At 67.1% G+C, this 18,215-nt stretch carries 15 protein-coding genes and 1 pseudogene; 8 read left to right on the top strand and 8 right to left on the bottom strand.

Features of this window, described 5'->3' with window-relative positions; translation table 11 throughout:
• A partial coding sequence (locus tag A9W96_RS20315) for a hypothetical protein (RefSeq protein WP_231999757.1) occupies positions 1-584 on the top strand: 584 nt, incomplete at its 5' end.
• A gap of 85 nt (positions 585-669) precedes the next feature.
• Here the strand turns inward: A9W96_RS20315 and pcrA are convergent.
• Positions 670-3,081 (bottom strand): DNA helicase PcrA, encoded by a 2,412-nt coding sequence (gene pcrA, locus A9W96_RS20310; RefSeq protein WP_067142510.1) that lies wholly within the window; start codon positions 3,079-3,081, stop codon positions 670-672.
• 390 nt (positions 3,082-3,471) lie between these two features.
• Here pcrA and A9W96_RS20305 point away from each other — a divergent pair, with 390 nt between their 5' ends.
• Positions 3,472-3,792: a chorismate mutase gene (locus A9W96_RS20305; RefSeq protein ID WP_082972517.1), complete on the top strand. Its 321-nt coding sequence runs from the start codon at positions 3,472-3,474 to the stop codon at positions 3,790-3,792.
• Positions 3,793-3,908: 116 nt separating this feature from the next.
• Complete coding sequence (gene pgi, locus A9W96_RS20300) at positions 3,909-5,573, top strand: glucose-6-phosphate isomerase (protein WP_067142506.1); 1,665 nt, start codon at positions 3,909-3,911, stop codon at positions 5,571-5,573.
• 1 nt (position 5,574) lies between these two features.
• Here the strand turns inward: pgi and A9W96_RS20295 are convergent, their stop codons facing one another.
• The 4 genes and pseudogenes from A9W96_RS20295 to cobF all read right to left on the bottom strand — a co-directional run bounded on the left by A9W96_RS20295 (position 5,575) and on the right by cobF (position 7,980).
• A complete protein-coding gene (locus A9W96_RS20295; RefSeq protein ID WP_067142503.1) occupies positions 5,575-6,324 on the bottom strand; it encodes an SDR family oxidoreductase in 750 nt (249 codons plus the stop codon).
• A gap of 41 nt (positions 6,325-6,365) precedes the next feature.
• Entirely contained in the window at positions 6,366-6,824 is a 459-nt protein-coding gene (locus A9W96_RS32795) for a zinc finger domain-containing protein (RefSeq protein ID WP_231998020.1), read from the bottom strand.
• 162 nt (positions 6,825-6,986) lie between these two features.
• Positions 6,987-7,229: pseudogene (locus tag A9W96_RS32790) on the bottom strand (DNA-formamidopyrimidine glycosylase family protein); the annotation flags it as partial.
• A gap of 4 nt (positions 7,230-7,233) precedes the next feature.
• Positions 7,234-7,980 (bottom strand): precorrin-6A synthase (deacetylating), encoded by a 747-nt coding sequence (gene cobF, locus A9W96_RS20285; RefSeq protein WP_066866713.1) that lies wholly within the window; start codon positions 7,978-7,980, stop codon positions 7,234-7,236.
• A gap of 124 nt (positions 7,981-8,104) precedes the next feature.
• Here cobF and A9W96_RS20280 point away from each other — a divergent pair, with 124 nt between their 5' ends.
• From A9W96_RS20280 to A9W96_RS20265, 4 genes are all read left to right on the top strand, one after another.
• The gene (locus A9W96_RS20280; protein WP_066866715.1) at positions 8,105-9,010 is read left to right on the top strand and encodes a diiron oxygenase; all 906 of its coding nucleotides are present in this window, start codon (positions 8,105-8,107) and stop codon (positions 9,008-9,010) included.
• A 215-nt stretch (positions 9,011-9,225) separates the two neighbouring features.
• Complete coding sequence (locus A9W96_RS20275) at positions 9,226-10,218, top strand: DUF4873 domain-containing protein (protein ID WP_231999759.1); 993 nt, start codon at positions 9,226-9,228, stop codon at positions 10,216-10,218.
• A gap of 379 nt (positions 10,219-10,597) precedes the next feature.
• The gene (locus A9W96_RS20270; protein WP_066866716.1) at positions 10,598-11,341 is read left to right on the top strand and encodes an STAS domain-containing protein; all 744 of its coding nucleotides are present in this window, start codon (positions 10,598-10,600) and stop codon (positions 11,339-11,341) included.
• Between the two features lie 113 nt (positions 11,342-11,454).
• A complete protein-coding gene (locus A9W96_RS20265; protein WP_067142496.1) occupies positions 11,455-12,321 on the top strand; it encodes an LLM class flavin-dependent oxidoreductase in 867 nt (288 codons plus the stop codon).
• A 3-nt stretch (positions 12,322-12,324) separates the two neighbouring features.
• On the opposite strand, the gene A9W96_RS20260 is transcribed toward A9W96_RS20265, so the two are convergent.
• Entirely contained in the window at positions 12,325-13,131 is an 807-nt protein-coding gene (locus A9W96_RS20260; protein ID WP_066866720.1) for an enoyl-CoA hydratase/isomerase family protein, read from the bottom strand.
• 75 nt (positions 13,132-13,206) lie between these two features.
• On the opposite strand from A9W96_RS20260, the gene A9W96_RS20255 reads away from it, so the two are divergent.
• Positions 13,207-14,124, top strand: coding sequence for an SAM-dependent methyltransferase (locus A9W96_RS20255; RefSeq protein ID WP_066866721.1), 918 nt, complete (start codon positions 13,207-13,209; stop codon positions 14,122-14,124).
• A gap of 13 nt (positions 14,125-14,137) precedes the next feature.
• Here the strand turns inward: A9W96_RS20255 and A9W96_RS20250 are convergent, their stop codons facing one another.
• Together A9W96_RS20250 and A9W96_RS20245 are read right to left on the bottom strand one after the other, a co-directional pair.
• Positions 14,138-16,087 (bottom strand): fumarylacetoacetate hydrolase family protein, encoded by a 1,950-nt coding sequence (locus A9W96_RS20250; RefSeq protein WP_067142493.1) that lies wholly within the window; start codon positions 16,085-16,087, stop codon positions 14,138-14,140.
• On the bottom strand, positions 16,084-18,215 hold a 2,132-nt coding region (locus tag A9W96_RS20245), incomplete at its 5' end, for an ATP-dependent DNA ligase (protein ID WP_067142489.1). The genes A9W96_RS20250 and A9W96_RS20245, both read right to left, overlap by 4 nt.

Here is an 18,215-nt window from a genome sequence, read left to right as displayed (position 1 = left end):
CCGCGCCGAACGAAGAAAATTCCGGTCCGCGTCCGCCCGAGCCCCCACCGGAGCACGACCCGCCCTCCGACTCACGGACACGGATCATCCGCCGCGCGCCGACCGGTCCCATCCCCACCACGCCGGACACCCCCACCACCCACTTCACCCCGCAGCCGCCGCCCTACCGGTCCGGTTTCGGCGCGGCCCGCACGGGTTACGGAGTGCCGGCCATCGAGCCCAGCGATCGGACGGCCGTCGCCGCGTGCGCAGTGAGCATCGTCAGCGGCTGGGCCACGTCGGTGGTGGCCACCGACCTGATCGCCGGCTGGTGGCGAACTGACCGCCTGTTCTGCATCGCGGTCGCCTTCCTGGCCCTGGTCTTCGCCGGCACCACGGTCTCTGGCGTGATCTTGCTGCTGCAGCGCCGATCGATCAGCCGCTACCTGCTGATGGCCGGAGCGCTGGTCGCCGTCCTCACCTACATCGGCGTGTTCATCGCCGGGGCGCGGGTCGCCTGGGTTGTGCATCTGCTGCCCGCATTGCCGATCGCCACGGTCGTGCTCGTGCTGCTGCCGCAAACCAAACGCTGGCTGGACGCCTGACCTTTGCCGAACGTGCACTCCCGGTGAGGATTTCGCCGATTTCTCGCGCTGAGTGCACTCTCGATGCGGAAGCTCGTGATCGCGGCTAGAGCTTGCTGATCGGGGCGTGGTTGTGCATCAGCTTCACCCGTCCCGAGCTGCCGAAGTCGATCAGCGACATGGCCGATTCGCCGACGCCGGACACTTCCTCGACCCGGCCCAGTCCGTACTTGTCGTGCGTCACCCGGTCTCCGGGTTCGAGCACCAGCAGCGGTCGCTTGCTCATCCCCGAACGGGTCGGGGCCGCCCGCGGGGTGCCGAACCGGCCGGCGCCGCTCACCGGCGCGCTGAACGACGGGGTGGGTGCCGTGCGCCGCCATTCGATGAGCTCTTGCGGAATCTCTTGCAGGAAGCGCGATTCGGGATTGAGCATGGGCTGCCCCCAGGACGACCGGACGATCGCCCTGCTGACATAGAGGCGTTGGCGGGCCCGGGTGATCCCGACGTAGGCCAGCCGTCGCTCCTCGGAGAGCTCGACCGGATCGTCCAAGGACCGCATGTGGGGGAACATTCCGTCCTCCCAGCCGGTGACGAACACCACCGGAAATTCGAGGCCCTTGGCCGTGTGCAGCGTCATCAGGGTGACCATGCCGGCGCCGTCCTCGGGGATCTCGTCGCTGTCGGAGACCAGCGAGACCCGTTCCAGGAATTCCGCCAGCACGCCGGTGTCCGGCACGTCCTCGTCTTCAGGTGTCTGCAAGGACTCGCCCAGCGCCGCGGCGTTGGCGCGGTCGGTGCTGAATTCGTGTGCCACGCTGACGAGTTCATTGAGGTTGTCCAGGCGCGCCAGCTCCTGAGGATCGGTGGACGATTCCAGCTCCCGGCGATATCCGGTGCGTTCGAGCACCGACTCGACCAGGTCGCCGAGGTCGTCGTCCAGGCGGCCGCGCAGCTCGTCAAGCAGCTCGACGAAACCGGCGATCGCCTTCTCCGCGCGCGAATTCAGCATCGGCACTTTGCCTTCGGCCGCGGCCACCAGCGCGTCGGCGAAACTGGCGCCGGTGTTCTCGGCATACACCGCCACGCACGCCTCGGCGCGATCGCCGATGCCCCGGCGCGGGGTGTTGAGGATGCGCCGCATGCTGACCGCGTCGCCGGGGTTGTCCAGCACCCGCAGGTAGGCGACGATGTCGCGGATCTCCTTGCGCTCGTAAAAGCGCACTCCCCCAACGACTTTGTAGGGTATTCCGGCGCGGATGAACACCTCTTCGAACGACCGCGACGAGTTGTTGGTGCGGTAGAAGATGGCGACATCGTTGTAGGTGATCTCGCCCTTTTCGGCGAGCGCGTCGATCTCCTCGGCGACGAATCGGGCCTCGTCGTGCTCGTTGTCGGCGACATAGCCGACGATCAGCTCGCCGGCGCCTTCGGCGGTCCACAGCCGCTTGTCCCGGCGTCCGGAGTTGCGGGCGATCACCGAGTTCGCGGCGGACAGGATGTTTTGCGTCGAGCGGTAATTCTGTTCCAGCAGAATGGTTGTCGCGTCCGGGTAGTCGCGTTCGAAGTCCTCGATGTTGCGGATGGTGGCGCCGCGGAACGCATAGATCGACTGGTCGGCGTCCCCGACCACACACAGTTCCGCCGGTGGAACCTCGTCGGATACCTCGTCACTGCCGGGTTGATTCGGCGGTCCCAGCTTCACCTCGCCTCCGCCGGCCCCCGGGCCAGCCCCGGCGCGCCTCGCTGAACCGCCGCGACCCGCCAATTCGCGCACCAGCACGTACTGCGCGTGGTTGGTGTCCTGGTACTCGTCGACCAGGACGTGGCGGAACCGCCGCCGGTAGTGCTGGGCAATCTGCGGGAAGGCGCGCAGCACCGCCACGGTCTCGCCGATCAGGTCGTCGAAGTCCAGGGCGTTGGCCGCGCGCAACCGCCGCTGGTACTCGCCGTAAACGCTGGCCACGGTGCGGGACAACTCGTCGGAGTCGTCGGTCAGGTTGGCTACCGCCCCGGCGGGGTCGATCAGCTCGTTCTTGAGGTTGGAGATGGCGTTGGCCAGCAGTCGCGGCGAATAGCGCTTGATGTCGAGCCCCATGTCGCGGCCGATCATCTGCAGCAGCCGCCGCGAGTCGTCGGCGTCGTAGATGGAGAAGTTGGAGTTCAGGCCCTCGATCAACGACGCCTGGTTGCGCAGGATGCGCACGCAGGTCGAGTGGAAGGTGGACACCCACATCGCGCGGGCCCGGTTGCCCACCAGCCGGACCACCCGTTCGCGCATCTCGGCGGCGGCCTTGTTGGTGAAGGTGATGGCCAGCACCTGCCCGACCCCGACCCCGCGTTCGGCGATCAGGTAGGCGATGCGGCGGGTCAACACCGCGGTCTTTCCCGAACCCGCGCCCGCGACGATCAGCAGGGGCGAACCCTCATGCACCACCGCTTGGCGCTGTTGCGGATTGAGACCCTCGAGCAGTTGATCTGCTTCGGAGGCCGGCTTGGCATCTGTTACGTGCACACTCATGTCAGTCCAAACTTACCGCCGCCCACTGACGCATCAGCGCCCCGGGATCAGACCAGGCTAGTGGCCGGACCGGCCGGTGCGGCGTCACGGACGCTACCCGAAATCCGGCGTGTCGGAATGGCGTTTCCGAAGCTGGTCCATTCGGCCGGCTAATTGCACCGGAGTCCAAAAAGCGCAGCTTAAACGCGATTTTTTGCGTGTTCACGGTTTTTAGTGGCACACTCGATTCGTGCTCAACGTGCAATGTCGGCGACGCTCCTCGGCGCAGGAGTGGCGCCGCCGATTTCCCTACGGGTACCAGTTCGCGGTGCCCGTGGTCTAACTGCTTCCGCAGAGCCCCGTGGTCCGCTTCGGCACTCGGGGCTCGTCTTTTGTGAGGCCCGATACTGCATGAGACCAGAACCCCCACATCACGACGAAGACGCGGAGTCAGCAGAGATGAACATCGAGACGGTGGCGACCGAAGTGCCCACCGACATAGACGAGTTGCGTCACGAGATCGACCGGCTCGACGCCGCGATTCTGGCCGCGGTGCAGCGGCGCACCGAGGTGTCTCAGGCAATCGGCAAGGCCCGGATGGCCTCGGGCGGCACGCGGCTGGTCCATAGCCGCGAGATGAAGGTGATCGAGCGCTACAGCGAACTCGGCCCCGAAGGCAAGGACCTGGCGATTCTGCTGCTGCGCCTGGGCAGGGGCCGGCTCGGTCACTGACCGGGTCGCATCGGCGCGGCGCTACACCTGGCTCCGTCACGTCACAACCCATAGGGTCGAAGCATGACCCGCGTCGGCGACGATGCAGAGCGAAGCGATGAAGAGGAGCGACGCCAATGACATCCGTGCACACCCTCCCCGACATCACCGCCACCCCGGCGTGGGACGCCCTGCGCAGGCATCATGAACAGATCGGCCAGACCCATCTGCGTCAGTTCTTCGACGACGATCCCGATCGCGGCCGCGAGCTGACCGTCTCCGTCGGTGACCTCTACATCGATTACAGCAAGCACCGCATCACGCGAGAAACGCTGCGGCTCTTGGTCGATCTGGCGCGCACGGCCAATCTCGAAGAACGGCGCGACCAGATGTTCGCCGGGGTGCACATCAACACCTCCGAGGATCGCGCGGTCCTGCACACCGCGCTGCGGCTGCCGCGGGATGCCGAGCTGACCGTCGACGGCCAGAACGTGGTCGCGGAGGTGCACTCGGTGCTCGACGCCATGGGCGATTTCACCGACCGGTTGCGCAGCGGTGAATGGACGGGGGCTACCGGCAAACGGATCAGCACGGTCGTCAACATCGGCATCGGCGGATCGGACCTTGGCCCGGTGATGGTCTATCAGGCGCTGCGCCACTACGCGGATGCGGGGATCTCGGCGCGTTTCGTCTCCAATGTCGACCCTGCCGACCTGATCGCCACTCTGGCCGATTTGGACCCCGCCACAACGCTTTTCATCGTAGCGTCGAAAACGTTCTCGACGCTGGAAACCCTGACCAATGCCACGGCCGCACGCCGCTGGATCACTGACGCCCTCGGGGACGCGGCGGTGGCCCAGCACTTCGTCGCCGTCTCCACCAACAAACGCCTCGTCGACGACTTCGGCATCAACACCGACAACATGTTCGGGTTCTGGGATTGGGTCGGGGGCCGCTACTCGGTGGATTCGGCGATCGGCCTGTCGGTGATGGCCGTCATCGGCCGAGAAGCCTTCGGGGACTTCCTATCCGGGTTCCACATCGTCGACCGGCATTTCAAGACCGCGCCGCTGGAATCCAACGCGCCTGTGCTGCTTGGGCTTATCGGCCTGTGGTACTCCAGTTTCATGGGCGCGCAGTCGCGCGCCGTGCTGCCGTACTCCAATGACCTGGCGCGCTTCGCGGCATACCTGCAACAGCTGACCATGGAATCCAACGGCAAATCGACCCGCGCGGACGGCAGCCCGGTCACCACCGACACCGGTGAAATCTTTTGGGGCGAACCGGGAACCAACGGGCAGCACGCGTTCTACCAGGTGTTGCATCAGGGCACCCGGCTGGTGCCCGCCGACTTCATCGGGTTCAGCCAACCCCTCGATGACCTGCCCACCGCCGAAGGCGACGGCAGCATGCACGACCTGTTGATGAGCAACTTCTTCGCCCAGACCCAGGTGCTGGCGTTCGGCAAGACCGCCGAGGAGATCGCCGCCGAGGGCACCCCCGCCGACATCGTGCCGCACAAGGTGATGCCCGGTAACCGGCCCTCGACCTCGATCCTGGCCAACCGGCTCACCCCGTCGGTGATGGGCCAGCTGATCGCGCTGTATGAGCACCAGGTCTTCACCGAGGGCGTGATCTGGGGGATCGACTCGTTCGACCAGTGGGGCGTGGAGCTGGGTAAAACCCAGGCCAAGGCCCTGCTTCCGGTGATCACCGCGGACGGCTCGCCGGCGCCGCAGTCGGACAGCTCCACCGATGCCCTGGTGCGCCGCTACCGCAGCGAGCGCGGGCGGACCAGCTGAATCAGGCGAACATCTTGGTCAGCTGCGGCGGCAGCACCCGCATCAGTTGCACCAGCGGCGCCCACGGCCACCGCGGCACCACGGCCCGGCCAGGCTCGCGCTCGATGGCACCGACCAGCGCCTTGACACCAGTCTCGTTGTCCACCATCAGCATCGTGCTCCCCGACTTGGCGGTCATCTCCGATTCGATGTAACCGGGCTCGATCACGGTGACCCTGATCGGACCTTTCGAATACTCGGCGCGCAGCGACTCACCCAATGACGTCAGCCCCGCCTTGCTGGCGCAGTAAGCGGCCTTGACGCCCGGGACGCCGGTGTTGCCGAGCACCGACGAAATGAGCACCAGGTGCCCCGATCCGTTCTTGTTGAACATCTCCAGTGCGGCCTCGATCTGCACCAGCGCTGAGACCAGGTTGGTCTCGATGGTGGCCTTGTTCGCCCACAGTTTGCCGGACCCCAGCTTTGCGCCCTTGCCGATGCCGGCGTTGACGACGATGCGGTCGATGCCCCCGAGTTCGTCGCTGAGTTCGGCGAACACCTTGGGGACGGCCTCGTGGTCGTTGACGTCGAGCGCGGCGACGGCGATGTTGATGCCCGGATGCTTTTGCGACAGCTCGGCTTTGAGCTCATCGAGCCGGTCGGTGCGCCGCGCGCACAGGGCGAGGTCGCGGCCCTTGGCGGCGAACGCACGCGCCATGCCGGCGCCCAGGCCGGAGCTGGCACCGGTGATGAGGATCTTCTGGCGAGTCATCGGGGCAGCATATCGACAGGTGTCAAGTCCCGGCCCGGCGACTACTTCAGCAAACGCGACATCCGCCGGTCGGCCAGGATCTTCCCGCCGGTCTGACACGTCGGGCAGTACTGAAAAGACTTGTCCGCGAACGAGACTTCGCGCACGGTGTCCCCGCACACCGGACAGGGCAGCCCGGTGCGGGCGTGCACCCGCAAGCCGGAGCGCTTCTCGCCCTTGAGCGTGGCCGCGCCCTGCCCGACGGATCGGGTCACCGCATCGGTGAGCACCGAAACCATCGCGTCGTGCAGGGTGGCGAGTTGCTGATCGGACAGCTTGCCGGCCGTGGCGAAGGGCGAGATCCGCGCGACGTGCAGGATCTCGTCGCTGTACGCGTTGCCGATCCCGGCGATCACCTTCTGGTCGGTGATGACGGTCTTGATCCGGCCGGTGTTGCCGGCCAATAGATCAGCCAGCGCGTCGGCGTCCAGATCCAACGCGTCCGGGCCCAGCGCGGCGATGCCGGGGACCTGAGCCGGGTCGTCGACCAGCCACACCGCCAGCCGCTTTTGGGTGCCGGCCTCGGTGAGGTCGAAACCGGGCGCCTCGCCGGGCGTGCCCAGGTGCACCCGCAGCGCGATCGGGCCCTTGCCGGGCCGCAGCGGCGCGGCGCCCAGCTTGTCCGACCAACGCAGCCAGCCGGCACGCGACAGATGCGCGATCAAGAAGAGGTTGTCGGTGCGCAGCCCGAGGTACTTGCCCCACCGCTCGGCCCCGGCGACGGTCTGGCCGTGCAGCGCGCTGATCGGCGGGTCGAAGGTCTTGAGCACGGACAGGGCGGCGATGTCGACCCGGCCGATCGGCAGGCCGACGGCGTGGCGCCGCAGGTGGTCGACCAGCGCTTCGATCTCGGGTAGTTCGGGCACGGTTTCAGTGTGCCGGTCGCAGCAAATAGGTGTCCATGATCCAGCCGTGCCGGGCGCGGGCTTCGGCTCGCAGCGAAACGATGCGCGGCCCCACCTCGCCCACCGTGCCCGCGATGAGCAGTTCATCGTCGGTGCCGAGGTAGGCGCCCCACCAGATCTGCGTGTCGGGCGGGCAGACCTGAAACGAGCAGTCGCCGTCGAGCATCACCACGGCCGATGCCGAAGACGGCCCGTAGGTGCGCAGTTGCCTGCCCGTGGTGATCAGCACGGGTTCGCCTACCTCGTTGAGCGGGATGCGGTGGCGTGCCGTCAGCGCCTGCACGGCGGTGATCCCCGGAATGACGTCGAACGTGAAGTCGACGCGCGCGGCCACCGCGTCGAGGATGCGCAGGGTGCTGTCGTAGAGCGACGGATCGCCCCAGGCCAAAAACCCGCCGACGCCGTGCGGACCGAGTTCGGCGGCGATCGCATCGGCCCAGATCTGCGCGCGGGCGGCGTGCCACTGAGCAACCGCGCCCCGGTAGTCGGCATCGTCTGCCCGCTTGGGGTCGGCCAGCTCGACGAACCGGTAGCCCGGCTCGCGGATGAACCGGTCGCAGACCTCGCGTCGCAGCGCCACCAGGTCGCTCTTCTGTTCGCCCTTGTCCATCGCGAAGAAGACCTGTGTGGCGTTGAGCGCCTTGATCGCCTGCACGGTCACGTAATCGGGGTCGCCGGCCCCGATGCCGATGACATGAATGTGCCGGCCCAACGCGTCGCCTCCTGATGCTCGTTGCCCGTCAGATTGCCGAATCGCAACCTTCAACATCTAGCCGGGACCCCAAGTACCCAGTACCATGGGTACCGTCTGAAGCACCCAATGGAGGGAGCGGCGTATGACGTCAGCGGTGAAGCCCCCAGGGCCGAGTCGTGAAGACTTCTCGGACCGGTTGCTGAAGGGCTCGGTCAAGAAGTCCTACGAACCCGTCGTCGACATCGATTGGGACGCACCGCTGGATCCGGACAAGTTCTATCTGCCGCCCCGGCTGGTGTCGCTCTACGGCACCCCCATGTGGGACGAGATGTCCCGCGAACAACAAATCGAGCTGTCCCGCCAGGAATTGGTCAACACGCTCTCGGCCGGGATCTGGTTCGAGAACATGCTCAACCAGGCGCTGCTGCGCACCATCCTGCATGAAGACCCGACCAGCAGGTCGACGCACTACAAGCTGACCGAACTGGGCGACGAGACCCGCCACATGGTGATGTTCGGCAAGGCCATCGAACGCATCGGGGCAAAGCCGGTGCGCCCCAAGCTGTTTCACCGAATGATCATCAATGCGCTGCCGTTGGCGTTTCAGCGCGGCTCGATGCTCTGGGTGGCCGCCCTGATCGGTGAGGAGATCTTCGACTCGCTGCAGCGGCAGATGATGGACGACCCGGAACTGCAGCCAATCATCCAGCGCCTCATGCGGATTCACGTCACCGAAGAGGCACGCCACATCCAGTTCGCGCGCGACGGCGCCCGTAAGCGCGTCGTCGAGATGCCCCGGTTCAACCGTTGGTTCATGGCCAACATCAATGGGTTGGGCGGATACTTCTTCAACTACCTGTTCAGCAATCCGGTCCCGTACGCACGGGCGGGCCTAGACCCCAAGCGGGCCCGAAAGGTCGCGCGCACCAGCCCACATCGCCGCGACACCCAGGTGGCCGGCTTCGCTCCGCTGGCGGCGTTTCTGACCGAGGTGGGCCTGCTGGGGCCGATCGCGCGCCGCGGTTGGAAGCGCAGCAGGTTTCTGTGACGGCTCAGCATCCGCTGGTCGTCATCGGTCCGGACGCCGGCGTCCGCTCCGTTTTGCAGTCCGCCGGCGTGACCGACGTCGCGACGCTGGACGTCCCGGTCCCGCGTTGCGTGTTCGACGAGGGCACCGACACCTGGACGCTACACACCGACGGCGGCCGCGTCGTCCGGGCGCACGTCGTCGTCGACGCACACCGCCGGCCCGGCACCCCGTGGATACCGAAGTTTCCTGGAGACAAGACCTTTCGCGGTGCGACATTTCACGCCGCGGCATGGGACCGCGGATTCGATCCGTCCGGCAAGCACATCGCGGCGATCGGCACCGACGCCGCGGCGGCCCATCACCTCGAGCGACTGACTCGGGCGGCAGCTTCTGTCACCGTGTTCGCCCACGCACCACGTCGGGTGGTGGCCGACATCCCGGCATGGTCCACCCGCGCCAAACGCTGGCTGCGCAGCCGCGCCCGGCCCGCCGCCACGCGGCCGCTGCTGACGATCGCCGCGTCGGCGATCGAGGCGGTCACCGCAGCGGGCGTGCGCACCGCCGACGGCGTCGAGCACCGCGTCGACGCCATCGTCTATGGCACCGGCTTCTTCATCCCCGAGGACGCCGCCGACGACGGCTTGATCGGCGCGGGCGGCCTCACCCTGCGGCGGGCCTGGCACGACGGGATGGAGCCGTTCTGTGGGGTGGCGGTCCGCGGATTCCCGAACTACTTCGTCATCACCGGACCCGATCGGGACGCCCAGGCGCGCTACGTCGCCGAGTGCCTGAAAGTCATGGCGCGCACCGCCAGCGCCCGCATCGAGGTGCGGGCCAGCAGCCAGCGGGTGTTCAACGAGCGGGCCCAGTTGCGACCGGCCGAGCCGCCCCCGGTGGCATCCGCCTTCGAACTGTCGGCCACCGCGCCCGCCGGCGACAACACCTACAGCGGAGCCGCCACCCTAGAAATCGGTGGCGCCCGCCATCCGGTACAGGTCCGGCTGACCGGCCATCTGGACCCGCTCGACGGCCGCTATCACTGGCAGGGAACCGTCTTCGATTCGGCGGCCGGACCGTTGTCGGACGACCTCTTCAAGCAAGTGCGGACCGGCACACTGACCATCGGTCGGCGCAGCGCGCCGGCACGCATCGTCGAACAGACACCGTGGGGAACGCACTCGGTCGCCGGGGTGGGCGCTCCGCCCTACGCACTGAGCAACCGCTGAGCCCCGCTCGGGGGCCGCCGCGGCCGCCGAAACCGGTGCCTTTGCGCTGGTTAATGCACGTTTGTTGAACGTACCCAAAAGTTTGGCGGCGCTCAGCGCGTGGTAACCCCGGGGAAGCGCGTGCTGGGCGACGGACTCCACAGCACGCTGGGGCGATAAAAGTCGAACGCCCCAGCGGGTGGGGAGGGGAACACATGATGCCTTCACTGCGGGTTTGCGGCACAGATTCGGGCGAATCCCGATCGCCTGTGGTTTCTGCCTGCGTAGTCGCCGACGAGTTGCGAAGTAGACTTTTGCCCCTGAGAGCGGATACTCAAGCAGTCGGCCCGGCAGAATGCGAGGAGCGGTAAATGGAACCGGACGCCAGGACCGAGCTGGGATGAGCCCCGTGGCCGTTGCGATGCGAACGGATGACTCGGTCGCCGTTCTGACCGTCGACGGTGAGCTGGATGCCGCCAACGCCACCACTGTGCTCGAGCGAATTCTCAAGGCCACGTTGGACGACGCCGCCGCCGTGATCGTCAACGTCTCCGGCCTCAAGGCGCACACCGAATCAGCATGGTCGACCTTCATGGGCGCCTACTGGCAGGTTGGCAGCGCTCCCCACGTTCCGATCGTGTTGGTCTGCACCGACCGGGCGACCCGCGAGGCGATCAGCAATAGCGGGATCACCCACTTCATGCCGGTCTATCCGAGCGAAAAGGCGGCAATGAAGGCGCTCGGCCAGAACAGCCGCCGCCCGGTGCGGCGCGCCGATGTCCAGCTGCCCGCCGACCTGACCAGCCTGCGCGAGTCACGGCGCATGGTCCGCGAGTGGCTCACCACCTGGTCGCAATCGAAACTCATTCCGGTGGCCCTGGTGGTGGTCAACGTTTTCGTGGAGAACGTGCTCGAGCACACCGCGAGCGTTCCGGCGGTGCGCATCGAAGCGCAGGGCACCACCGCGACCATTGCGGTGTCCGACGCCAGCGACGCGCCCGCGGTGCGGCTGCCGTCGCCGCCGAAGGGCATCGACGTGTCCGGGCTGGCGATCGTCGAAGCGTTGTCGCGCGCGTGGGGCAGCACGCCCACCCCGTCCGGCAAGACGGTGTGGGCGGTCATCGGTCCCGAGAACCAGCTGTAATCCGAAACCGTCCCTCGACGGCGCCCCCGTTCCCGTCGCGCCAGCTGTCGGTTGTGCTGAAACTAGAACACGTTCTAATGTCGAGGGACGACCCCTCCAGGAAGGCAGATGACGTGCGGTTTACCTATGCAGAGGCGATGACTGACTTTAGGTACTACATCCCGCTGGCCAAGGCAGCCGAGGCGGCTGGCTACGACGCCATGACGATCGCCGACAGCATCGCCTATCCCTTCGAATCCGACTCGAAGTACCCCTACACCCCGGACGGCAACCGCGAGTTCCTGGATGGCAAGGAGTTCATCGAAACCTTCGTGCTGACATCGGCATTGGGCGCGGTGACCACCAAGCTGCGGTTCAACTTCTTCGTCCTCAAGCTGCCCATCCGCCCACCGGCGTTGGTGGCCAAGCAGATTGGCTCGCTGGCCGCGATGACCGACAACCGAGTGGGTTTCGGCGTCGGCACCAGCCCATGGCCCGAGGACTACGAGCTGCTGGGTGTCCCGTTCGCCAGGCGCGGTAAGCGGATGGACGAATGCATCGAGATCATCCAGGGCCTCACCACCGGTGAGTATTTCGAGTTCCACGGCGAGTTCTACGACATCCCCAAGACCAAGATGACGCCCGCCCCGACCAAGCCCGTGCCGATCCTGATCGGCGGGCACGCCGACGCGGCCCTGCGGCGCGCCGCGCGCCTGGACGGCTGGATGCACGGCGGCGGTGACCCCGAGGAGCTCGATCACCTGTTGGCCAAGCTCAAGAAGTTCCGCGAAGAGGCCGGCAAGACGGGGCCGTTCGAGATCCACGTCATCTCGGCCGACGCCTACGCCGCGGACGGCATCAAGCGGCTCGAGGACAAGGGCGTCACCGACGTCATCGTCGGCTTCCGCATCCCCTACATCAAGGGCAAGGACACCGAGCCGCTGGACAGCAAGATCCGCAACCTGGAGATGTTCGCCGAGAACGTGATCGCGAAACTCTAGAATTCACAACGAATCCCATTTCGGGGCGCGCTTCTCTCGGTGCGCCAAGGCGGCCTCGACCGGGTTGTTGGTGAAGCCGCTGAGGATCTGGGTGCGGTTCTCGATCTCGATGGCATGGCGCAGGCTGGGCGCATCGAGCGCGGCGTTGAGCCCAATCTTGGTCTGCCACACCCCATAAGCGTTGTTCTCGGCGATCGATCGGGCCAGCTTGAGCGCGGCGGGCAGCAGCTCGTCGGGGGCGACGACCTCGTGCACTAGCTTGATGCGATAGGCCTCGGCCGCATCGATGATGCGGCCGGTGAGCATGAGTTCGCGGGCCACGCCGGCGCCGACGATCTTCGGTAGCAGGTAGCTGGTGCCCATGTCCATCGACGAGAAGCCCGCCTTGATGAACACCGAACCGAACCGGGCCTGCTCGGAGGCGACCCGGACGTCGCAGACCAACGAGAACGCCAGGCCGCCACCGACGGCGACACCGTTCACCGCTCCGATCACCGGAATGTCCATCTCGTAGATCCGGGTGTACAGGTTGGCCAACCGAACCTGCGCGTCGTAGTTCACCTTGAACGCCGGGGTGGTCGGCTTGTTCTGCGTCCACGGCTGGCCGGTGCCGCTCAGGTCGGCGCCGGCGCAAAAGCCGCGCCCGGCACCGGTCAGGATCGCCACCCGGAACTCGCCCTCGTCGAGAACGTCGAGCGCCTTGTCCACGCCGTCGATCAACGACCCGTCGATGGCGTTGAGGCGCTCGGGCCGGTTCAGGGTGATGCAGGCGATGTTGTCTTCGAGAGCTTCCAGTGTCACTGCGGGCATAGGGGAACCGTAGGCGACGTGCCTGTTCACCGATGAGGCATACCGTGGTTTTGCCACCACACCGAAGGAGAAGCCATGGCACGAACCGAAGGCGACAGCTGGGACCTGGCCAGCAGCGTGGGCGCCACCGCCACCATGGTGGCCGCCGCCCGCGCGGCCGCCACCAAACGTCCTCAACCGGTCATCACCGATGAGTTCGCCGAGCCGCTGGTGCGTGCCGTCGGGCTGGACGTCTTCACCAAGCTGGCCAGCGGCGAACTCGATTCGGCCGACATCGAAGAGGGCGTCGCCTTCTCGCGAATGGTGGACACCTTCGCGGCTCGGGGCCGGTTCTACGACGACTACTTCGCCGCCGCCGGGCAGGCCGGGCTGCGTCAGGTGGTGATCGTGGCGTCCGGGCTGGATTCGCGGGCCTACCGGCTGCGGTGGCCGGCCGGGACGACGGTGTACGAGATCGATCAGCCGGAGGTGATCGCGTTCAAGACGGCGACGCTGGCCGAGATCGGCGCGGCCCCCACCGCCGAACTCCGCACCGTGGGCATCGATTTGCGCGAGGACTGGCCGGCGGCTTTGCAGGAGGCCGGCTTTGACCCGGATCAGCCGACGGCGTGGCTGGCCGAGGGAGTGCTGATCGGATTCCTTCCGCCCGAAGCCGAAGTGCGGTTGCTGAACGCCATCATTCCGTTGTCCAGCGAGGGCAGCCGGTTCGCCGCCGATTTCGGGACCGTCGCCCCGCCGACGCCGGAGGGCCAGGAGCAGGCGCAGCGCATGACCGAGGGGTGGCGGAGGCAGGGGCTCGAGCTGGACATCGCCGGCCTGGCCTACCCCGGCGAGCACACCGACGTCGCCGCACACCTGGCCGCAAACGGGTGGGATACCACCACGTTTCGGCTCACCGACCTGTTCGCCGCCGCGGGTCTGCCGGAACTGGGACCCGCCGGGCAGCAGGTGCCCGCCACCACGATCAGCTTCGTCAGGGCCGTGCGGCGCTAGCCGGCGCGGTGCATCACGCCGACCGCTTCGCCAGCCATTCGGCCTGCATCACCAGCAGGGCCATGATCTCCAAATGCGGTGTCTGCGCGTCGAGTTCGCGGTATCGCTGGTAGACGTTGACGACGACGCGCTCAGCGTCCAACCAGGTCGCGTACTCGCCGAGGTCGATGGTGTCGACGGCCTCGGCCCACGACAGGCCCCGGCGGTGTGCGGCCTCGGCCTGTTCGGCGACGTGCACGAGATAGTCACGCACCGCACGGATTCCATCCGGGTCTGTGACCGGGCCGTGGCCGGGCACCACCGTGGCAGCGTCCAGCGCGACCATCGCGTCGCACGCCGCGACCCAGTTGGCGATCGGGCCCGCCCACACGATGGGCGTGCAGCCGATGAACAACAGGTCGCCGCCGAACAGCACGCCGGCGTCGGGCACATGCACCACCGAGTCGGCGGCGGTGTGCGCGGGACCCAGGTTCAGCACGTCGATCCGGCGTCCACCCACCTCGATCGACAGGCTTCGTTCGAAGGTCTGGTCGGCGTTGCGCAGCGTGATGTTGCTGAAGTCGAAGTGCCCGAAGCGTTCCCGTGTGTACGGCGTTGCCACCGGCCCGAGGTTGGCGGTCTGCGCCATCGCCAGCATCTCGGGGGCCATGCCGTGCTCGATCTCCTCGGCGGTGCCGTGGGCAGCGATGATGCGCACCGACGCGTCGAGCAGCTGATTGCCGTGGGTGTGGTCGCCGTTGGAGTGGGTGATCACCGCGTCGGTGATCGGCGCCGGCCCGGTGATGGGCCGCATGGCGGCGAGCATCTCGCGGGTCAGCGCCAGGTCGAACAGGGTGTCCACCAACAGCGACGCACCGTCGCCGGCGATCAGCCCGGCGTTGCTCCACCCGTAACCGCCGTCGGGCAGCGTCCATGCCCACACCCGGTCGCCGACCTGATGCAGCCCGCGGGTGTAGGGCACCTTTGCCGGCGCGCGGTTGACCCGGGCCGGGGCAGGTGCGGCGTCGGGGTTGGGCCGGGGGGCCAGATGGTGCGGCGCGCCGCTGGCGCGGACAGTTTGCCGAGTCTCCCCCAAGCCCTGGACCCGAAGCGTGACGACGTCGCCGTCGTGCAGCCAGCCCGGAAACGCTTCCAGCGCAGCGGGATTGAGGTGCTCGACCAGCGTGCAGGTGGGCACCGTCCCGGAGCCGATGACGTCACCGGGATTCAGCGTGACGCCCCGCGAGGCGTAGGAGATGACCTCGCCGAAGGTCCAGTCCATCTGGGCCGTCGATCCGGTACCGATGACCGCGTCGTTGACCAGGGCGGTGACGCGCAGGTCCAGCTTGCCGGGAGACGCGGAGTCGCGATACGGCTCGAGCTCGTCGGGGGTGACCAGGTAGGGGCCCAGCGTCACCCCGCTGTCCTTGCCCTTGCCCTGACCGATCCCCAGCTGGCTCTCCATCTGCTGCAGATCGCGCGCGGACCAGTCGTTGAAGATGGTGTAGCCGATGATGGCCTGTTCGGCCTGCTCGACGGTGAGATCCTTTCCGCCGGTCCCGATCACCGCGGCAATCTCCAATTCGAAGTCCTGCCAAGCGCTTCCGGGCGCCGTCGGGGCGTCGTCGTACGGGCCCAATACCGTTGTCGGGCAGGCGAAGTAGAACGCGGGAATGCGGTACCAGGTGTCGGCGAGCACCCGCCCGGCACCCAGTGCGGCTTGGCAGTTGCGCATGTGGTCCAAAAAACACAGGGAATCGCGGATCGACGGCGGGCGCGGAATCGGTGCCAGCAGTCGCGCGTCGGCGAGCGGGACGGTCGCCGACGGGGTGCGCTGCGCTTCGTCCCCCGCCCGCCGCAATCCGTCCGAGCCGCGCGCGATCAGCTCGAGCAGCGTCACCCCCGGCGGCAGCGCGTAGATGGTGTCGCCGGACAGGACCCCGACGCGCTCGCCGTCATCGCCTTGGTAGGTAACCCATTTCACTCGCGTACCACCTCACTTGCTTCCTTGTCCGGGCGCAGCCCCCGCCAACTCGATTGGCGCAACCGGTTATCCGGGGTCCACTCGCTATAGCGCACTTCACCCACCAGGACCGGCTCCACGTAGGTCACGCCCCGGGCTTCGCTGCGGGGCAGCGGTGGGTGGAATGGGGATTCATCGGTGTGCAGCGGAGCCAGCGTCTTCTTCAGGTTGGCCAGGTCGCGTTCGGTGAACCCGGTGCCGACCCGCCCCGCGAAGTGCAGGCCGTCGGCGGTGGGGATGCCCATCAGCAGTGAGCCGATGCCGCTGCTGCGTCCGCCCTCCCCGGCCTTCCAGCCGCCGATTACGACTTCCTGGGTGTTCCAGTGCTTGTCCTTGATCCACGACGACGAGCGCCGCCCGGGCTGATAGGTGGCGTCGCGCCGCTTGGCGATCACGCCCTCCCAGCCGCGCTCGCCCGAATGCTCCAGCGCCTGCGCGCCGTCTCCGGGCAGCAGTTCGGGAACGATGAGAGCGCTGCCCGCGGCCAGCATTTCCAGCACCTTGCGCCGGTCCGAGTAGCGGGCCCGCAGCAGCGAGCGGCCGTCGAGGTAGAGCACGTCGAACGCCCAGAATTCGACACGGGAGCCGCGGCCGCGGTTCTGCATCTCGTGGAAGTTGGGCACACCCGAGCCGTCCAACACCACCGCTTCGCCATCGAGGACCACATGGTGCGCGGCGAGATCGGTTGCCAGCGACTGTAATTCGGGATATTCCCGGGTGACCTCGCGGCCGCGGCGCGACCGTACCCGCAGCGCGCCGTGGTCGGCCTCGATCAACAGCCGGTAGCCGTCCCACTTGCCTTCGAATGCCCACTGGCTCGCCTTGAGTGCCGTCACCGAGCCGTGGGTGGCCAGCATGGGGGCGATCGTGTCGAACTCGAAAACGTTCTGGTCCTTCATCCGGTGCGCCAGCCACTGATCGCCGTTGGTTTGGATCAGCGCGTAGCGTCCGGAGATCTTGCTGCCGTGCAGATTGACGATCACCTCCCCTTTTTCGGCGGAGTCGTTGAACTTCTCGGCCTCGTAAGTTCCGGAGTCCCAGATGATCACCTTGCCCGCGCCGTACTCGCCCTTGGGAATGATGCCTTCGAAACCGCCGTATTCCAACGGATGATCCTCGGTGTGGACCGCGAGGTGGTTCACCGACGTGGTCTCGGGCAGGTTCTTCGGCACCGCCCAGGACACCAGCACGCCGTCTCGTTCCAGCCGGAAGTCGTAGTGCAGCCGGCGGGCGTGGTGTTCCTGGATGACGAAGCTGTTGCCTTGTCCGACAGCGGGTTTCGCCACGGGTACCGGCTCGGGAGTTTTCGAAGCGTCGCGCATGCTGCGGTATTTCGTCAACCGATCCGGAACGGGCGCATCCTCGTCCAGCTCTGCAAGCAGGTCGCCGTCGCGGGCCACCCGCTCCAGCACCTCGTCATAGCGAAGTTGGCGCAGCGACGGGTCGTCGAGTTCGGCCCAGGTGCGCGGTGCCGCGACGGTGGGCTGTTCGCGTCCGCGCAGCGAGTAGGGCGCGATGGTCGTCTTGGAGCCGTTGTTCTGGCTCCAGTCCAGGAAGATCTTTCCGGCGCGCAGGCTCTTGGTCATGGTCGACGTCACCAGCTTGGGCATCGTCTTTTCCAGTTGTTGCGCAACACGTTTGGCCAACACCGTCGCGCCCTTGCTGCTCACCGGCTCGGCGAGCGGCGTGTACAGGTGCAGGCCCTTGCTTCCGCTGGTGAGCGGATAGGTGGTCAGCCCGATCCCGGTGATCAGTTCACGGACGGCGTGCGCCACCTCGGCCAGCTGAGCCATCGTGACGCCTTCACCGGGGTCCAGGTCGAACACCAGACGGGTCGCCGGTCCGGGTTTCAATTCCTCGGCCCGGCTACGGGTCCACTCGGCGACGAAGCGCCACTGGGGCACGTGGACCTCCAGCGCGGCCTGTTGGGCGATCCAGGCCAGACCGGTGGGGCTGTCGATGATCGGATATGTCGTCGTTCCGGATCGATGGGTCACGCTGGCGCGCGGCAGCCAGTCGGGCGCCGATGCGGCCAATTGCTTTTCGAAGAAGGACTCTTCGTCGACGCCGTTGGGCCACGCGCAAGCGG

The organism is Mycobacterium sp. 1245852.3 (assembly GCF_001669335.1).
GTDB classification, from domain to species: domain Bacteria; phylum Actinomycetota; class Actinomycetes; order Mycobacteriales; family Mycobacteriaceae; genus Mycobacterium; species Mycobacterium europaeum_A.
Note: the sequence above shows the minus strand (reverse complement) of the source record. Positions and strands in the feature narration are given on the sequence as shown.